Annotated in this window: 13 protein-coding genes; 4 read left to right on the forward strand and 9 right to left on the reverse strand. The window is 64.6% G+C overall.

All coding sequences use genetic code 11. The annotated features are described in order from the left end of the window. Positions 1 to 3 precede the first annotated feature (3 nt). The 7 genes from N4264_RS20580 to N4264_RS20610 form a co-directional block, all read right to left on the reverse strand. Positions 4 to 987 carry a glycosyltransferase gene (locus N4264_RS20580; RefSeq protein WP_261694097.1) on the reverse strand — a complete coding sequence of 328 codons (984 nt, stop codon included), beginning with the start codon at positions 985 to 987 and terminating at the stop codon, positions 4 to 6. Then, positions 978 to 1,934, reverse strand: coding sequence for an NAD-dependent epimerase/dehydratase family protein (locus tag N4264_RS20585; protein WP_261694098.1), 957 nt, complete (start codon positions 1,932 to 1,934; stop codon positions 978 to 980). The genes N4264_RS20580 and N4264_RS20585 overlap by 10 nt, the downstream gene beginning before the upstream one ends. After that, positions 1,931 to 2,839 (reverse strand): MBL fold metallo-hydrolase, encoded by a 909-nt coding sequence (locus tag N4264_RS20590; RefSeq protein WP_261694099.1) that lies wholly within the window; start codon positions 2,837 to 2,839, stop codon positions 1,931 to 1,933. Before N4264_RS20590 ends, N4264_RS20585 begins: the two co-directional genes overlap by 4 nt. 43 nt (positions 2,840 to 2,882) lie before the next feature. After that, on the reverse strand, positions 2,883 to 3,893 hold the full coding sequence (locus N4264_RS20595; protein ID WP_261694100.1) for a beta-ketoacyl-ACP synthase 3: 1,011 nt from the start codon (positions 3,891 to 3,893) through the stop codon (positions 2,883 to 2,885). A 206-nt stretch (positions 3,894 to 4,099) separates the two neighbouring features. Beyond that, the gene (locus N4264_RS20600) at positions 4,100 to 7,168 is read right to left on the reverse strand and encodes an efflux RND transporter permease subunit (protein ID WP_261694101.1); all 3,069 of its coding nucleotides are present in this window, start codon (positions 7,166 to 7,168) and stop codon (positions 4,100 to 4,102) included. Continuing rightward, a complete protein-coding gene (locus tag N4264_RS20605; RefSeq protein ID WP_261694102.1) occupies positions 7,165 to 10,560 on the reverse strand; it encodes an efflux RND transporter permease subunit in 3,396 nt (1,131 codons plus the stop codon). Before N4264_RS20605 ends, N4264_RS20600 begins: the two co-directional genes overlap by 4 nt. After that, positions 10,557 to 11,738, reverse strand: a complete 1,182-nt coding sequence (locus tag N4264_RS20610) for an efflux RND transporter periplasmic adaptor subunit (RefSeq protein WP_261694103.1) — start codon at positions 11,736 to 11,738, stop codon at positions 10,557 to 10,559. The genes N4264_RS20605 and N4264_RS20610 overlap by 4 nt, the downstream gene beginning before the upstream one ends. Positions 11,739 to 12,155: 417 nt before the next feature. Here N4264_RS20610 and N4264_RS20615 point away from each other — a divergent pair, with 417 nt between their 5' ends. Beyond that, positions 12,156 to 12,482, forward strand: a complete 327-nt coding sequence (locus N4264_RS20615; protein ID WP_425508355.1) for a c-type cytochrome — start codon at positions 12,156 to 12,158, stop codon at positions 12,480 to 12,482. A gap of 17 nt (positions 12,483 to 12,499) precedes the next feature. Beyond that, a complete protein-coding gene (locus N4264_RS20620) occupies positions 12,500 to 12,847 on the forward strand; it encodes a c-type cytochrome (RefSeq protein ID WP_261694105.1) in 348 nt (115 codons plus the stop codon). Between the two features lie 101 nt (positions 12,848 to 12,948). On the opposite strand, the gene N4264_RS20625 is transcribed toward N4264_RS20620, so the two are convergent. Further along, positions 12,949 to 13,560 carry an NfuA family Fe-S biogenesis protein gene (locus N4264_RS20625; RefSeq protein ID WP_261694106.1) on the reverse strand — a complete coding sequence of 204 codons (612 nt, stop codon included), beginning with the start codon at positions 13,558 to 13,560 and terminating at the stop codon, positions 12,949 to 12,951. Between the two features lie 124 nt (positions 13,561 to 13,684). Between N4264_RS20625 and N4264_RS20630 the strand changes: the two genes are divergently transcribed. Both N4264_RS20630 and N4264_RS20635 read left to right on the forward strand, forming a co-directional pair. Next, entirely contained in the window at positions 13,685 to 14,026 is a 342-nt protein-coding gene (locus N4264_RS20630; protein WP_261694107.1) for a 4a-hydroxytetrahydrobiopterin dehydratase, read from the forward strand. A 3-nt stretch (positions 14,027 to 14,029) separates the two neighbouring features. Then, positions 14,030 to 15,460: a CPBP family intramembrane glutamic endopeptidase gene (locus tag N4264_RS20635; RefSeq protein WP_261694108.1), complete on the forward strand. Its 1,431-nt coding sequence runs from the start codon at positions 14,030 to 14,032 to the stop codon at positions 15,458 to 15,460. A 3-nt stretch (positions 15,461 to 15,463) separates the two neighbouring features. Here N4264_RS20635 and rluC read toward each other — a convergent pair whose 3' ends face one another. Then, on the reverse strand, positions 15,464 to 16,444 hold the full coding sequence (gene rluC, locus N4264_RS20640; RefSeq protein WP_425508356.1) for a 23S rRNA pseudouridine(955/2504/2580) synthase RluC: 981 nt from the start codon (positions 16,442 to 16,444) through the stop codon (positions 15,464 to 15,466). Positions 16,445 to 16,517: the final 73 nt, after the last annotated feature.

Here is a 16,517-nt window from a genome sequence, read left to right on the forward strand (position 1 = left end):
TGGTCAGGCGCTGCAGCGCGACCAGGCACGCGGCGCGTGCGGCCAGTACGGCGGCAACCGCGCCCCAGGCGGCCGGACTCCCCCTGCACTGCCGATCATCAGCCACAGCAGAAGCGGCGGCAGTCCGTGCAGAATGGCGATCCCCCCGCGCAGGGCCAGCGGTTGACGGCGCAGCAGCAACAGCGCGAAGAGGAACCAGCGGTGCATCAGGGCGATGTAGTGGCGAAGGTCGCGCACGCGGGTCTGCACGAACTGGGGATAAGGTGTCTGCCGGATGCGGCCACCCGCGTCGCGCACCTGACACGCCACAGCCAGATCGTCTGTCAGGTGCGCTTTCAACGGCGCGAACCCCCCGACGCGTTCAAGAACTTCGCTACGAAGTGCATAGCACATGCCATTGATGGACGGCGCGGGTACCAGCCCCGCCAGCGACAGGTAGGTCTGGGCCGCCTGGTTGTTGACGAACTGCGCCAGAAGCCGTGACGGGAATGCACCATCATCCCGATAGCATGGCAGTCCCGTCACCAGCGCATCCGTCCGCAGCCCGTCAATCAATGCGCGCAACCCTTCCGCCGGCAGGCAGGTGTCGTCATCCAGCACCACGAAGATGCCGGGCTCAGCGTGTTGCTGTGCCACCGCCAGTTTGTGCAGCTTGGGGTTTACGCCGTCGGGTGGCGGCGGCACCAGCAATCGCGTGATGGCACGACCAGGGTGACGTCGCGTCAATTCCTCCGTCACCCGCTGCGCCTCCGCATCATCGGTGTCCACGAGCCAGAGAAAGCGCGCGCCGGGCAAGGCACCGAGCGCCGAGTCCAGCACTGACTCCAGCAAAGGATCACCACTGAGAATGGCCTGCGCGACGGTCACCGCACTGTCGTCATCACCCACAGCCGGTGTCGGATACCGCCGGACGTAGCGCCACGCCAGCGTCGCCTTGCTCACCAGCAGGATCAGATAGACCACCCCTGCCACAATACTCAGGCCCATGATTGGCGCTGCCAGTGGACGAACCGCTCAACGCCGTCGGAAAGGCTGACGCTCGGCGCGCCCAGGACCTCGCGCATTTTTGCCACGTTGAAGGTTTTCGAGTACGCAAAGACGCCCACGCCGAACCGCGTCACGGGCGGCTCCCCCAAAAAGGGCAATAGCCGGCATGTGATCTCGCTCAGGCGTGCAGCCACCATGGCCGCACCAACGGACACGCGCCGGCGCGGCCGCGGCAGGCCCAGTCTATCCAGCACATCCAGCAGGAATGGCAGGATCGCCACCGGCTCATCGTTGGTTAGATTGAAAGTGCCGGTGACATCCTCGCGCGTGGCAGCGGCGAAGATGTAGTCCGACAGCGTATCGATGTAGATCAGGTCCCCCAGCACCGGCGCCTCGTCGCGCCGGGCGATGATCGGCAGGCGCCCCTGTCGGGCGGCGGCGAGGATGCGGGGAAAGACCACGGTGTCGCCGGGGCCGAACACGGCGCGCGGACGCAGAATCGCCCACTGCCCCTCGAATCCACGCACGAGCTCTTCGCCGGCATACTTGGTTGCGGCGTATTCGTTGACGAAGTCCGGACCGATCGGCGACGACTCGGTGATGCCGACCTGGTCGACATTCCGGTAGAAGACCGAACTCGACGAGATGTAGACCAGTTTGCGCACCGATCTGCGCCGGCAAAAGGCAATCACCTGTCGCGTCGCTTCGACATTCTGCTGGTGGAACTCACCGCGTCGCCCCCACGGCGACGATCGCGCTGCCGCATGGATCACGACATCCGGATCAAATGGCACATCGAATGGGCGCGACAGATCCGCCGTCGTGTAATTCGCGCACGCGGCACCCCGGCGCGCAACACCATGCACGCGGACATCGTCACGTCCGCCGAACCGGTGCATGAGTGCGCCACCCACGAACCCCGATGCGCCGGTCACAAGAATCTTCATCGTCCATTTTCTCCGCAACTGAGGCGTGGTTCGTCCGGCGGGGCTACCGTCTGCCGATACGCAGCGATGGACTCTCCGCAATGCGAGGGAATGACCGCCAGTTCCGGCAGGGAGCAGCTGACCGCGTGGAGGCCGTGCAAGGTCCGCGCGTATTCGGCCCAGTCGTGCATCAGCAGGCGCGCCAGCACCGAGGGCATGCGCTGCTCGCGGAACGCTCGGGCCGACCAGCAGGCATCGGCGGCCAGCAAGACCAGGCGATCGTTCCGGTCGCGACAGAGCAATCCCATCTGCGACTGGGTGTGCCCGGAGAGTGGAACCCCCAGGAGACTGCCGTCGCCCAGAATGTCGAACGCGTGCTCGAAGGGCCGCCATGCGGCGCCCAGCGTCACCGCACGGCTGTCATCGGCGTAGCGGACACGCGCATCAAAGTCCGGCGGCAGCAAGGCCGGCAAGAAGCCCTTGCGCAGCGCGTTCCACGCATGCTTCCGGCGTAAATGATCCACCTCGCCGCGCAGGGCGATAAAGCGCGCCTGGGGCAAGTCGCGCAGGCCCGCCACATGATCGGCGTGAAAATGGGAAATGACTACGAAACGGATATCGCGCAATCGCACGCCCCGCTGCGACAGCTGCACCTCCAGCCGCTGTTCCGGAGACAGCCCTACAGGCGTGACCCAGCGATAGAGCATTTCGGGGAATCGCGACGTCGCCGCGAGAAAGTGGTCGGCGTAGCCCGTGTCGTACAGAATCGGGCCCAGCTGCGGGTGCACGATCAGCGCACACAGCGATGGAAACGTGCACGAACGCAGCGCGCCGCCGCGCATCGTCACCCATTCCGGATGACGGCAATAGCCCACTGACAGAAGGTGCACATCAACACGGATAGACGGTACCGCTGTCCCGGTCATGGAAACGTCCTTGTGTGCGGAGTGAATGAGCGGACCACCATGATCAATACCTCAACACGGCGCCGCCGAAGGAGAGCCCTGCCCCCGTCCCCAGCAATGCGACCAGATCGCCGCGCGCTATTTTTCCGCTGGAAATGGCGTGATGCAGCGCGATGGGAATCGAGGCCGCCATCTGGTTGCCGCGCGTGGCGAGCACGCGCACGAAGGTTTCTGCGGGCAGTTTCAACGCCGCTTCCATGTGCGCCAGCGCTTTCGCACTGGCCTGGTGCGGAACGATCTGGCGCAGTTGAGCACAGGTCACACCGGCATCGCCGAGTAATCGATCCACGAACGCAGGAAAGCGCTGCGCCGCCAGTCGATACGTGGCGCGGCCATTCATTTCGAAATAGGCGCCTTCCAGAAAATCGTCGCGACCGTCTGACGGTTTCAGACGCGTACCGCCTGCGCGCACCTGGCACAGATCAGCCCCCTCCGAGTAGGTTTCCAGCCGGACGTTCAACACCTGGGACTCGCCGCCGCCATCCCGTCCCAATACCACCGCGGCAGCGCCGTCACCGAACAACATGGCGGTTTCAGGGTCATCCGCACGCAGTCCGGCCGACGCCATCTCGCCACAAACGACCAGTACCCGTCGATAGCGGCCAATCGCGAGCGCGGCGCCAACGGTATCGAGCGCGGCGAGGAATCCCAGGCAGGTGGCATTGATATCGAAAGCGGGAATGCCGCTGCCTTCCAGGCCAAGCCGGCGCTGCACGAGCACCGCGGTGCAGGGAATGGCCTGCTCCATCACGCTGGACGCCGAGACGATGCAGTCCATGTCGCTGGCTGTCAGCCCGGCCGCGGCGAGCGCCGAGCGCGCCGCCAGCGCCGCCATGGAGGAAGTGGTTTCATCCGGACCGGCGTAGTGCCGGTGGCTGATGCCCGAGTGCCGGAACGTCCACCCCTGGGGCCGGCCCCAGCGCGCATCCAGCTCGTGCGACGCAACGCGAACAGCCGGGGTGTACTCGCCGGTACCGAGGATCCGGATCGGCAAGGGCGCAGTGCGGTGAACCATGTGGCTGGGCATCCCTGGAAACATCGAGTTGCCAGCTTGGCGTGGGCTGCCCTGCCCCCACAAGCCATCCGTGCGGCGGCGATACGCAGCGATGCGCCGGGTATCACATTTTGATGCTGCCAGCTGAACCGCCGGCCCCTGATGCAGGTGTTCCCCCCGTCAACCGGTCGCGACGGCGCGTCGAAACGCGCCGCCGCGACGGCGTGTCAGACCGGCGCGGCGTCGCCGATCGGCAGGCCGCGTGCCTGGCGAACGACCCGGCGCGCCCACAAGCGCAGGTCGTCCAGCTGGGCGTAGATCACGGGCAGCGCCAGCAGCGTGACGAGTGTCGAGAACGCAAGACCACCGGCGATTGCACGCGCCATCGGATAGTACGGCGGGCCGCCGCCGCCGACGCCGGTGTTGCCCAGGCACAGGGGAATCATGCCGAGGATCGCGGTGCCCATGGTCATCAGGATCGGCCGCAATCGGTCCCGCGCGCCGTGCACCAGGGCATCGGTCCGGCTGTAGCCCTCGTGTCGCAACTGATTGACATGCACGATCATCACGATGCCGTTGTTCACTACTACGCCCATCAGGATAAGAATGCCGATCGAGGCCATGATGGAGAACGTGGTTCCCGTCAATGCAAACAACCAGAACACACCGAAAACGGAGAACAGGAAGGTGGTGAGGATGGCTGCGGGAAAGACCAGCGATTCGAACATCGCACACATGACCACGTAGACCAGCACCAGCGCCAGTGCGGTGTTCAGCAGCATCTGCAGGCCGGCCTCATCCGCTTCATCGAAGCTGCGGCCGAAAATCCAGCGATAACCCGGCGGCATCGCCACCGACTTCATGGCGACCTCGATCTCCTTGCGCACTTCGTCCTGCGTTGCGCCGTCGGCCAGATTGGCCGTGATCGGCAGCGTGGTCTGGCGCGCCTCGCGCTCAATGGACGAGGCCGACTCCTGCGTACGGACGTCGATCATCGCCATCAGCGGCACCAGCGTACCGTCTGCGCGGCGGAGCTTGTAATCGGACAGGTCATTGACGTTCTGCGTATCCGCATTCTGGAATCGCAGCCAAACCGGAATCTCCGAGTCGCCGTTGCGGAACTGACGCAACGGTGCGCCGCGCAGTGCGATGCCCACGTAGTTGGCCACCTCGGCGGCGCTGAAGCCGTAGGACTTCGCCCGCTCCCGGTCCACGTGCACCGCCACTTCGCGGTCCCCGTTGCGCTGCGCCGTACGCACGTCACGCAGGCCTTTCACCTTGCTCAACACGGCAATGACGCCGTCGGACATCTCGTGCAGCTGATCCATCGAATCGCCGACCAGGGAGATGCTCAGGCCGGAATTGCCGCCGCCGCGATTCTGGTCGAACGTCACGGTGCCGATCGGGATCTTTGGCAGGCCCTTGCGCACTTCCTCCATCACCGCCGCCGGCGTCGACTTCATCTCATCTTCGTCGACAAGCAGGATGTTGGTGAGCGCAAAGCCGCGTTCATTCGCGTAGCTGTAGACCGACTTGATCTCGAACTTCTCCTTGTTGGCCAGGAGATATTCCTCCACCTTGGCGATGGACTTGGTCATCTCTTCCAGGCGATACAGGCCGTTGAGGTCGTACTGCAGGCGCAGTGTTCCGCCGGTGCCAGGCGGGAACATGTCGAACTTGGTCATCGTCATGGGACCGGCAATGCTGATGACACTCATTGCCAGCACCGCTGCTGCGGTGAACTTGCGGTGCTTCAGCGTCCAGGCGATCAGGCGCTCGTAGGCATCCTGGACACGCGTGACCAATGTCTTGCGGCCGAGGAACTTGGGCGGCGGCAGCCGCGCCGACAGCATCGGCACCAGGGTCACCGCCACCAGCCACGACGCCAGGTGCGCGATCGCCATGGCCACGGCCACCTGGGTCAGGAAGATGCTGATCTGGTTCTTCTCGCCGAAGATGTTGGGCAGGAACACCACGATGCTGGCGAAGGTGCCGGCCGCGATGGCAACGCCGACCACCTGCGTTCCCTCGATAGCCGCGTACCAGCCCTTGTCCGGATACTTTTCCCGGTATTGATAAATACTCTCCACCGCGACGACCGCGTTGTCCACCAGCATGCCGACAGCCAGCAACAGCCCCATCATCGACAGGATGTTGAGCGTTATGCCCATGAAGTACATGCAGCCGAGGGTCATCACGAAGCAGATGGGAATCGCCAGCGACACCATCAGCGTCGAACTCCAGTCGCGCAGGAAGTAGAACAACACGGCGATGGAGAGCAAGGTGCCGATGATGCCGGCTTCGGAAAGCTCTGCCAGCGACGCGGTAACGGACTCGGCCTGGTCGTCCAGCACGTAGACATCAATGCCACGCAGCTCGCTCGACTGCTTGATCTGCTCGACTTCCGCCTTCACCGCCGTGCCAACTTCCACCAGGTTCGCGTTGCGCTCCTTGAATACGTCGATGGCAATGGCCGGACGCGTATCCAGGCGACGCATGTAATCAAGACGCGCCGGCCGCAGCACGACGGTCGCGATGTCGCCGAGCTTCAGACCCTGGTCGTTGATGATGATGTTCTTGACGTCTTCCAGGCTTTTCCATTCACCATCGGGCTGGACCCGGTAGCGTGTCTTGCCGTCGTGAATCTGCCCGGCGGAAATCGAGAAATTGGCCTTGCCGAGCTTGTCGTACAACTCATTGAGGCTGATGTTGCTCGCGGCAATGCGGTCGGCACTGAGCTCGATCTGCAACTCCGGCGGCGCCACGCCCTGGATGTCGACGCGTGCGACACCGGGAATGCGCTCAAGGGGGCGTTTGATGCGGCGGTCGAGCAGCTCGTAGGAGTTGGTCAGGTCCATGTCGCTGGATACGCGCAACGCCAGGATCGACTGGTCCGACGTGGAGAACTTGAGCACCTGGTAGCGCTGCAGATCCGCCGGCAGCTCCTTGCGGATGGCGTCGAGTTTCTCGCGCGCCTCCACGGCCTTCACGGCGACGCTATGACCCCACTTGAATTCCATCTCGATGTTGGCGCCGTCGGCGCGCGCCGTCGAATGCATGCGCTTGACGCCGGGGATGGTCGAGAGCGCCTCTTCCATCGGACGGATCAGCACGCGTTCGACCTCGGCCGGCGTGGATCCCGGATACGCCGCCTCGACGACGATGAACGGCGCCTCGATATCCGGGAACTGCTCGAGCGGGAGCTGGCGCGCCGCGATAAGGCCGATGACCATCATCGACACGAAAAACATGATGGTCGTGACGGGGCGCTTGAGACTGAGTTCGGCCAAAGTCATGACGCATGCTCCGGTTCCAGCACGGCCTCGTGTTCACGCCGCGCCTGGCGCTCGGCGCGCTCGCGGTACCACTCGTCACCGCGACGGTCGAGCAGGTCATAGATGATCGGCACCACTACCAGCGTCAGCAGGGTGGACACCGCGAGCCCACCCATCACCGTGATCGCCATCGGCGCGCGGATCTCGGCACCGTCTCCCAGTCCGATCGCCAGCGGCAGGAAGCCGATCAGCGTACACAGGGTGGTCATCACGATCGGACGCAGGCGTGCCTCGGCGCCCTGCACGATCGCATCGCGCTTGGCAACGCCTGCCTCGCGCAGCTGGTTGACGCGATCAATCAACACGATCGCGTTCTTCACCACGATGCCTACCAGCATGATCAGGCCGATAAACACGACCACGCTGACCGCGTTGCCCGTCAGCTTGAGCGCCAGCACCGCGCCCACGGCCGCCAGCGGAATCGAGAACATGATGACGAAGGGATGCAGCAGCGATTCGAACTGCGAGGCCATCACCAGGTAGACCAGGAAGATCGCCAGGCCCAGCGCGAACAGCAGCGACATCACCGAGGAATCCAGCTCCTCGCTCTGGCCGCCGATATGCACCGTCACGCCGGCCGCAAGGGGATTCTTGTGGAGCAGCTCGCGCACTTCGGCGACAGCGGTGCCAAGGTCGCCGTAGTGCAGGTTCGACGAGACGATGGCGACGCGCTCCTGGCTGACGCGATGAATTTCGCTCGGCCCCTTGGTCGCCACCACGTCGGCCACGGCCGAGAGGCGAATCGGCTTTTCCATGCCCGGGTTGACGATCAGGTTGCGGATGTCCTCCACGCCGGTGCGGTCATCCTCCTTGGCGCGCACCAGCACGTCGATCTTGCGGTCGCGGAAGTTGTAGCGCGTGGCCACTTCGCCACGCACCTTGCGCACGACCTGATCAGCGATCGAGCGCGTGGTCAGGCCCAGTGCGGCAGCGCGGTCCTGGTCAAAGCGGATCTGCACTTCCGGATACCCGCCTTCCACCGTCGATTTGACGTCGGCGTAGCGCGGCATTGCCTTGAGCAGGCCGGACAGCTTCTGGCCCGCCTTCTCGAGCGTCGCCAGGTCATAGCCACGGATCTCGATTTCCAGCGGCGTTGCGAAGCTGAAGAGTTGCGGACGCGAGAACTTCACGTCGCCACCGGGATGACCGGCCATGCTGGCGCGCAGCACGTCCATCGCCGCCTTCTCGCCAGCCTCACCGACGCCCGGCTTGAGCGCAATCAGCAGGCGGGCGATGTTCTCGCCAGATTCGGTCGGGTTGGCGTCCAGGCGCGTGCCGACGCCAGCGACGCCGTAGATCGATGCGATATTGGGATCACCCGCGTGCTTGAGCTGCAGGTCACGCGCGAGCCGGTCCGTATCCGCCAGCGGCGTGCCGGGCGGCATCTTTACCGTCATCTCGAAGCGTCCTTGGGCCAGCTGCGGAATGAGATCCAGGCCCAGCGACGGGATCAGCGCCAACGTGCCCAGGAAAGCCGCCAGCGAGAAGCCCAGCACGAGCCAGGGACGCCGCAACGCCCCCGGCAGCGATCGTGTATACATTGCAGCAAGACGGTTGTACGGCAGCAGCACGATCATGCCCACGCGTGACAGCAGGCGCAGGCAGAACAGGCCGACCGGCGCGAGGACGCGAAACACCAGCAGGAACGTCAGGTAAAGGCCCTTCTGGAACAGCACCAGCATCAGCAACAGCGGCAGCGCCAGCAACAACACCGGAAGGCGCAACGGCAGGGTGAGAATCTGCACCAGCCGGCGCGAGCGGATCTGCGACCCCTCGCCCGGCCACACGGCAAAGCGCTTGAGGCCGTCCGCCATCACCTTCCACAGCGGACGCTCGGCCACGGGCTCGTCCTTGTACGCCAGCGGCGAGCGCCCCTTGAGGGAGGAGAGCATCGGAATCAACGTCATCGAGACGACCAGCGAGATGAGCAGCGCGATCGTGATTGTCAGCGCCTGGTCGCGGAACAATTGACCGGCAACGCCCTGCACGAACACCAGCGGGAAGAAGACCGCAACCGTGGTCAAGGTCGACGCCGTCACGGCCATGCCGACTTCGCGCGTGCCTTGCACCGCGGCATCGACGATAGACAGTCCCTTCTCGCGCAGCCGGGCGATGTTTTCGAGCACGACGATCGAGTCGTCGACGACGAGTCCCGTCGCCAGCGCCAATCCGCCGAGCGACATCACATTGAGGCTCAGATCTGCCTGCCCCATGAAGAAGAACGTCGTCACCAGCGATACGGGCAGGGACAGCGAAATGATGAACGTGCTCCAGCCGTCATGCAGGAAGAAGAAGATGATGACGATGGCCAGCAGGCCGCCCAGCAGGGCGTCAAACCGCACTTCATGCAGCGCCGCCTCGATGAAGAGCGACTGGTCGTCGATTACGGTGACCTGCGCGCCGGTCGGCAGCGTATCCTTGAAGCGTTCGATAGCCGCCTTGACACCCGTGGCGACGCTGACGGTGTTGCCGTCGCCTTCCTTGTACACGGCCAGTTCGATCGCTTCGCGACCGTCGATACGCACGATACCCAGGCGCTCCTTGTAGCTCTGGTGAACCTTGGCGACATCCTTCAGGCGGATCGGCACCCCGTTGTCGATCTTGACCAGGAGTTCGCGCATTTCATCCACATTGGCAAACTGGTTGATCGTGCGGACAAGGTAGCGCTGCGAGCCCTCTTCGATGCGGCCGCCGGAAATATTGACGTTTTCGTCTTTCAGACGCTGCACGACGTCCGTGACACTCAGGTTGAGCTGGGCGAGTTTCTGCTGGTCGATGTCGACCGCGACTTCGTCCTCCAGGCCACCACCCACCTTGACGGCAGCGACGCCGGCGATCGGCTCCAGGCGCTTTTTCAGCTCGTCGTCGGCGAATCGGCGCAGTTGCTTGAGCTCGACTTCGTTGAAATCACCCGATTTCGAGGCGCCGCTCAGGCCGTAGCGGATGATGGGATCGGTGGACGGATTGAAGCGCAGCAGCAGCGGCTTTTTCGCCTCCAGCGGCAGGAGCAGCGTTTCAAGCTTGTCGCGCACCTCGAGGCTGGCCATGTCCATGTCCGTGCCCCAGGTGAACTCGAGGATCACGTCGGACTGGCCGGTACGCGAAACCGAATGCAGCTTGCGCACATTCTTGACCACGCCCAGCGATTCCTCGACTGGCTGCGTGATGAGGTTTTCAATTTCCAGCGGCGCCGCGCCTTCGTATTCGGTGCGCACCGTCAGCGTGGGATAGGACAGGTCCGGCAGCAGGTTGACCTTCAGTCCGAACAGCGCGATGGCGCCGAAAAGCACGAAGGTCAAGGTGATCATGCCGATGGTGACGCGTCGGCGGGTTGCCATCTCGACGATATTCATTTCGTGCTCTCCAGGATCTGCACCAGCGTGCCGTCCCGCACCGCCGTGCGGCCAACCGTGATCACACGGTCGCCTGCCTTCAGCCCGTCGCGGATTTCAACGTTCTCGGAATCGCTGTAGCCGATGCCGACGACGCGGCGCTGCGCCTGCAGACGCGGGCCAGCCGGCTGCTCGGGCTTGGCGGCGGCAGCGACGGCGTCGCCGCCACCGCCCTTGGTTTTCTCTTTCTCAGCATCCGGCTTGGCAGCCGGCGGCGGCGCGTCGACTACGACGAACACGGCCGCCTGGCCGTCTTCTTCGATCAAAGCGGCGCGCGGGACCGTCAGCGCATCCTGCTTGCGGTCATAAACCACCTCGATCCGCCCGAACATGCCCGGCTTGAGCGGCTGCAGGCCATCGGCGGCGAAACGACTGGTGACGCGGAACGTGCCGCTGGCCGAATCGATGACGGGGCTGATGCGGTCAATCACGCCCTGGAATGTCTGCGCGGGCAAGGCATCGACCACCATGCTGACCGGCTGTCCCGCCTTGAGCGTGTTCAATTCGCGCTCGGGCACGTTCAGAACACCCAGGAGCGGATCGAGGTCGACGATATGGAACAGGGCCTGGTTGAGCTGGATGAGGTTGCCCTCCTTGACCATGCGCTTGCCGATAACACCGTCGATGGGCGCCACCACGGACGTGTATGAAAGCTCAAGGCGGGCCAGGTCGTACGCCGCGCGGTGGTTATCCAGGTCGAAGCGGATCTTGTCGTGCTCCTCCAGCGATAGCAGCTTCTTGGCGAACATTTCATCGGCGCGACGATAGTCGGCTTCCAGCTTGCGCAGGGTTGCCTCGACCTTCGCCGCCTGGAGGCGCGGACCCGCGTCGTCGAGGCGAGCCAGTACCTGCCCCTGCTTGACCACCGAGCCTTCCTCGACCAGCAGCTTGAGCAGCACGCCGCTGGTTTTCGCCACGACGTCGGCTTCGCGATCGGCTTCCAGCGTGGCAGTACCGGAGTAGCTCGCATCGATCGGTTTGACGGACGCGCTGGCGACCTCGACCGGAATGCTGGCGACGTCGTCCTTCTTTTCCGGGCCGCCGCCGCGCTGGCAGCCGCCCAGCGCGATGAGTAGGAGCCACACCGCAGCGTGGCGGGCGTGGGAGGGGAGGCGGTAGGTGGCCTGGCGCGAGGGCATGGTGATTTACCGTACTGGTTTAATGGTGTGATACTAGACTACATCACTATGAGTGACAAGAAGCCGCAGCGAGACTCAGATGCGGCCGGAAGGAAAAAAGATGCAAGCTGCGGGTCCCAACCGCAGTTAAGCCATAGTCTGAGGGGCCGACCGGACAAATACTTGAGCCGGTAGTCACGTCAACCGTCTCGCCATCCCCGCGTTGCAGGCGACATCGGTGCTTGGTGATCAATGACTTACACCATGCATCGGCCGTGCCGGACGCCCTTCCTGGAGGGCCGTGAGCCCATCCTGCGCCCCGGCCGGGGCGCCCGCGTACGGCCTTGCCGCCACTGGACCGTCTGGAGCGAGGCCTGGGCAGCAGGCTATACTTGCCGCTTTACCAGCCAGGCATCCGCCCCGCGGGAATCCAGAATGATGATCCGACCGCTACTGTCCGCTTCCCTTTTCGCAACCGCCCTGCTCGCCGCGTCCGCTGCACACGCTGCCGGTGACAAGGAAGCCGGACGTATCAAGGCCTATACCTGCGCGGGCTGCCATGGTGTCCCGGGTTACAAGAATGCCTATCCGGCGTATCACGTGCCCCGCATCGGCGGCCAGAATCACGACTACATCGTTGCGGCGCTGACCAGCTACAAGAACGGCGAGCGCCCGCACCCGACGATGCGCGCACAGGGTGGAAGCCTGTCGCAGCAGGATATCGAAGACATCGCGGCCTACCTCTCCAGCTTTGCCGCCCCGTAACGATTGAGGTCAGCCCAATGAAGACGATCCTCTCCTCCATCGCCATCACCGCGGCATGCCTGGTTTCCTCAGCCGCCGTCGCCGCCGGCGCGGACCTGGAAGCCGGCAAGAAGAAATCCGACCAGCAGTGCCTGAGTTGCCATGGCGCCGACGGCAACTCCATCGCCGCGCAGTACCCGCGCCTGGCCGGCCAGTACAAAGATTATCTGGAACACGCGCTGCGTCAGTACCGCAGCGGCGCGCGCGTCAATGCGATCATGAACGAGCAGGCCAAGGCCCTGACGGACCAGGAAATCAAGGACCTGTCCGCCTACTTCGCCAGCCTGCCCACCAAGCTGACGGACCTTTCGCGCAAAAATCCGTAGGACTTTCAGCGCCCTGAACCAAGAAGCCCGGCATAGCCGGGCTTCTTGTTTGAGAACGATCAGCCCGGCAGAGCCGACCGTTCAGGTGCTCGACTGCCCCCTCAGGCAAGTGCGGATTTCCCCGCCTCTTCCCGACTGAAATACGGTTTCTCGCCGCTGGAATGGTCGGTCGCATCACGTACGGCGGTGATCTCGGGAATCCTCTCACGCAGGGTTTTCTCGACACCGTGCTTGAGCGTCACATCAGCCATGCCGCAACCGTGGCAGCCGCCACCGAAACGCAGCATCACGACGCCATCGGCGGTGATTTCCTCCAGGCTAACGCGTCCGCCGTGCGACGCCACGCGCGGATTGATCTCCGTTTCGATCACGTAGCGAACCCGCTCGACCAGGCTGGCGCCCTCACCGGGTGCGGCACCCTTGATCTTGGGTGCCCGGATCGTCAACTGGCCGCCCGTGGGATTGGGTTCGAAATCGATGTCGGCGGCGTCCAGGAATGGCGCGCTGGTGGCGTCGATATACAGGTTGAAGCCGTGGCATTCCACCGTCCACTCGTCGCCGGCCAGGTCGGCCGGTTCGCAGAATTCCAGTTGGCAATCGGCGGCGGGCGTGCCGGCCTTCACGGCGCGGAGCCGGATACCGAGTTGGGGAATGTCCTGCTGCTCGATCAGGCGCAGGAAGTGCTGCTGGGCTCGCTCGGAAATGTTGATCATGGCTGTTCCAATGAATCTGGACCATTATAGTACTGATTTGCCGGTCGGCGAAATCGGCCCTCCCCTGCCGATGGCCCGCTGACGACTTCTATAATCGCCCGCCGAAAAATCCCAAGGACCCGCCATGACCAAGGCCGAACTGATCGCCGCCCATTGCCAGCCCCGCAAGGGCGCCGAACACGCGCTGGATCGCGCGCGCTGCGAAACCCTGTGCAGCCAGGTCGACGGCTGGGCGCTGGCCGACGACGGAAAGTCGTTGCACAAGGCATTCCGCTTTGAGGATTTCCACCGCACCATGGGCTTCGTCAACGCCGTCGCCTACATGGCCAACCGGGAAGACCATCATCCGGACATGGAAGTCGGCTACAACTACTGCCGCATGCGCTGGTCGACGCACGATGTCGGCGGCATTTCGCTCAACGACTTCGTCTGTGCGGCCAAGGTCGACGCGCTGCTCGCCGGCTGATCCGTGAGCCGGCTTCCGCTGCGCACCCGGTTCGGGAGCTGGCTGCTCTACGCGTTCGCGGTTCTGGCAGCGCTGCTTGCTACGCAATGGGTTGCGCACCTCCAGGTGCGCAGCTATCTCCGGGATGAAGCCGCGCGCGCCTGGTTTCTCGCGCGCAGCGGCAGCACGCCTTTCCAGTGGCAGTTCCGGCAGCGCGACGACCTGATCGCCGGTACCGTCTTCGGCGCATCGCGATTCCACGTCGACGACTCCGGCATTCATGTCGACGGTGATCACACGCCCGTGGAAATCGGCCTGCGACTTTCACAACCGCTCGATCTGCGCCAGTTCGACCAGCTGACGATCAGGACGACGCCGGACAAGGCCGCCCGGCAGATCATCATCCGCGAAACGCTGGATGCTCCCCAGGTGAGCGCCATGCTCGACGTACCGCCCACGGCGGTCGGCCCGATTGACCTGTCGGCATTGGCCTGGCGCGATGAAGACGGCCGGCCTGCGTCCGTACCACGCCGCGCCGACATGGTGCGACTGCGCCTGGATCGATCGGCCACCGCGATGCTGGACATCCACAGCGTGCGGTTTGCGCCCTCCGCCGGCGCGACGCGACTACCCGCGGTGACGGAAGTGCCGCACGTGACGAGCGTCGAATCCGCGCTGCTGCTACGCGATGCGTTGCGCCGCCGCGAGCCATCCGCGCTGGTCGTGTACGCCGGGGATATTCCGACCGAATCGACGCACGCCCCGTCACCGGCCGGCGCAGGCTGGCGCTGGTTGCTGACCGGCCTCGCCGCGACGGGAATGGTATTGCTGCGCCTGCGGCCGCCGCACTCGCCCAGCTGGCGCGCAGGCCTGGAAGCCACCGCACTGCTGGCAGGGCCCCTGGCCGTCATTCTCGGCGGACATCTGGGCGACAACCTCGGCGCGTGGACCACGGTTGCCATTGCGTTGACCGTCGCATTCGCCCTGACCCTACGGTGGCCGGCATGGCGCGAATGGATCTCGCCGTCCATGGCCGCCTGGCGAGGCCCGGCACTGGCCATGCTCGTCGCGCTGGTGGTGGGCGCGTGGTTCCTCGCGCAGGCGCCCGACGCGCACTGGCCCACGCCGACGCAATTCGCCCGCTACACCGCCTGGGCGTTCGTCCAGCAATTTCTGTTGTGCGGCCTCGTCGCCACACGCCTGGAACAGGCAGGGCTGTCATCACGCGCCACCGCACTCGCCGTCGCGACGCTGTTCGCCCTGATGCACACCCCGAACGCCGCATTGATGCTGGCAACGTTCGTGGGTGGGCTGATCTGGTCCACGGCGTGGCTGCGCGACCGCAATCTGGCCGGCATTGGGCTGTCCCACGCGGTCGCGGCAACGATCCTGTTCGCCACGGCACCGACCGCACTGCTGCGGTCAGCCGAGGTCAGCGCGCGATTCCTGCTCTGAAATCTATCCCTGGCGTGCGCGACGCGGCGCAGGCAATTTGTCGAGCACGGCCGAAAGGTCGTCGGCCAGGGGCGCCGAAAAACTGCGCGCTTTCCCGCCCAGCTCGAAGCCGAAGTGCTTGGCATGCAGAAACAGGCGCCGCAACCCGAAGCTGCGCATGGCCTTGTTGAAATCCGGATCGCCGTATTTGTCGTCGCCGGCGATGGGATGGCCCATGTGCTGACTATGCACGCGGATCTGATGCGTACGGCCTGTTTCCAGGGTCGCCTCGACCAGGCTGGCGGGCTCGTACAACTCGATGACCTTGAAATGGGTCAGCGAGGGCTTGCCCTCCTCGTCCACACGCACCATGCGCTCGCCGCCCTGCAATACGGACTTGCGCAACGGGGCATTGACGCTGCGGCTGGCCCGCGACAGGTGACCCTGCAGCAGGCAAAGGTACTGCTTGGTCGTGCGGTTCTCGCGGATCAGCTCCTGCAGGCCGGTCAGCGCCGAGCGCTTGCGCGCCAGGACGAGAACGCCACTGGTGTCCCGATCCAGCCGGTGGACCAGCTCCAGGGTGTCCTTGGGGCGCAGGGTGCGCAGCAGCTCGATGGCGCCGTGACTGACGCCGCTTCCCCCGTGCGCCGCAATACCGGCCGGTTTGTTCAGGACCAGGAATTCCTTGTCTTCGAACAGGATCGACTGGCCGATCTTGTCGAGCAATCCGCGCGCTGGCGCACCGGTTTCCTCGCGCTCGGCCACACGAACCGGTGGAATGCGCACCTCATCGGCCGCCACCAGACGGGTATCCGGCTTGGCGCGCTTGCCGTTCACCCGCACCTGCCCGGTCCGCAGGATCCGGTAGATCAGGCTCTTGGGCACCCCTTTGAGCTGCCCGGCCAGGAAGTTGTCGATGCGTTGGCCGTCCCGGTCGTCGGCGACCCGAACGATCCGGACACCGGTACCCGCATCGGAAGAATTGTCCGAAGTTCGCGTCACGATTGGAAAAATCTGCTGTCGACTGATAGACTTGCGTCGCGCTTCGCGCCAACTGAAGGGCGATTTTACCCTCGAC

It is taken from the genome of Tahibacter amnicola, assembly GCF_025398735.1.
GTDB lineage: Bacteria > Pseudomonadota > Gammaproteobacteria > Xanthomonadales > Rhodanobacteraceae > Tahibacter > Tahibacter amnicola.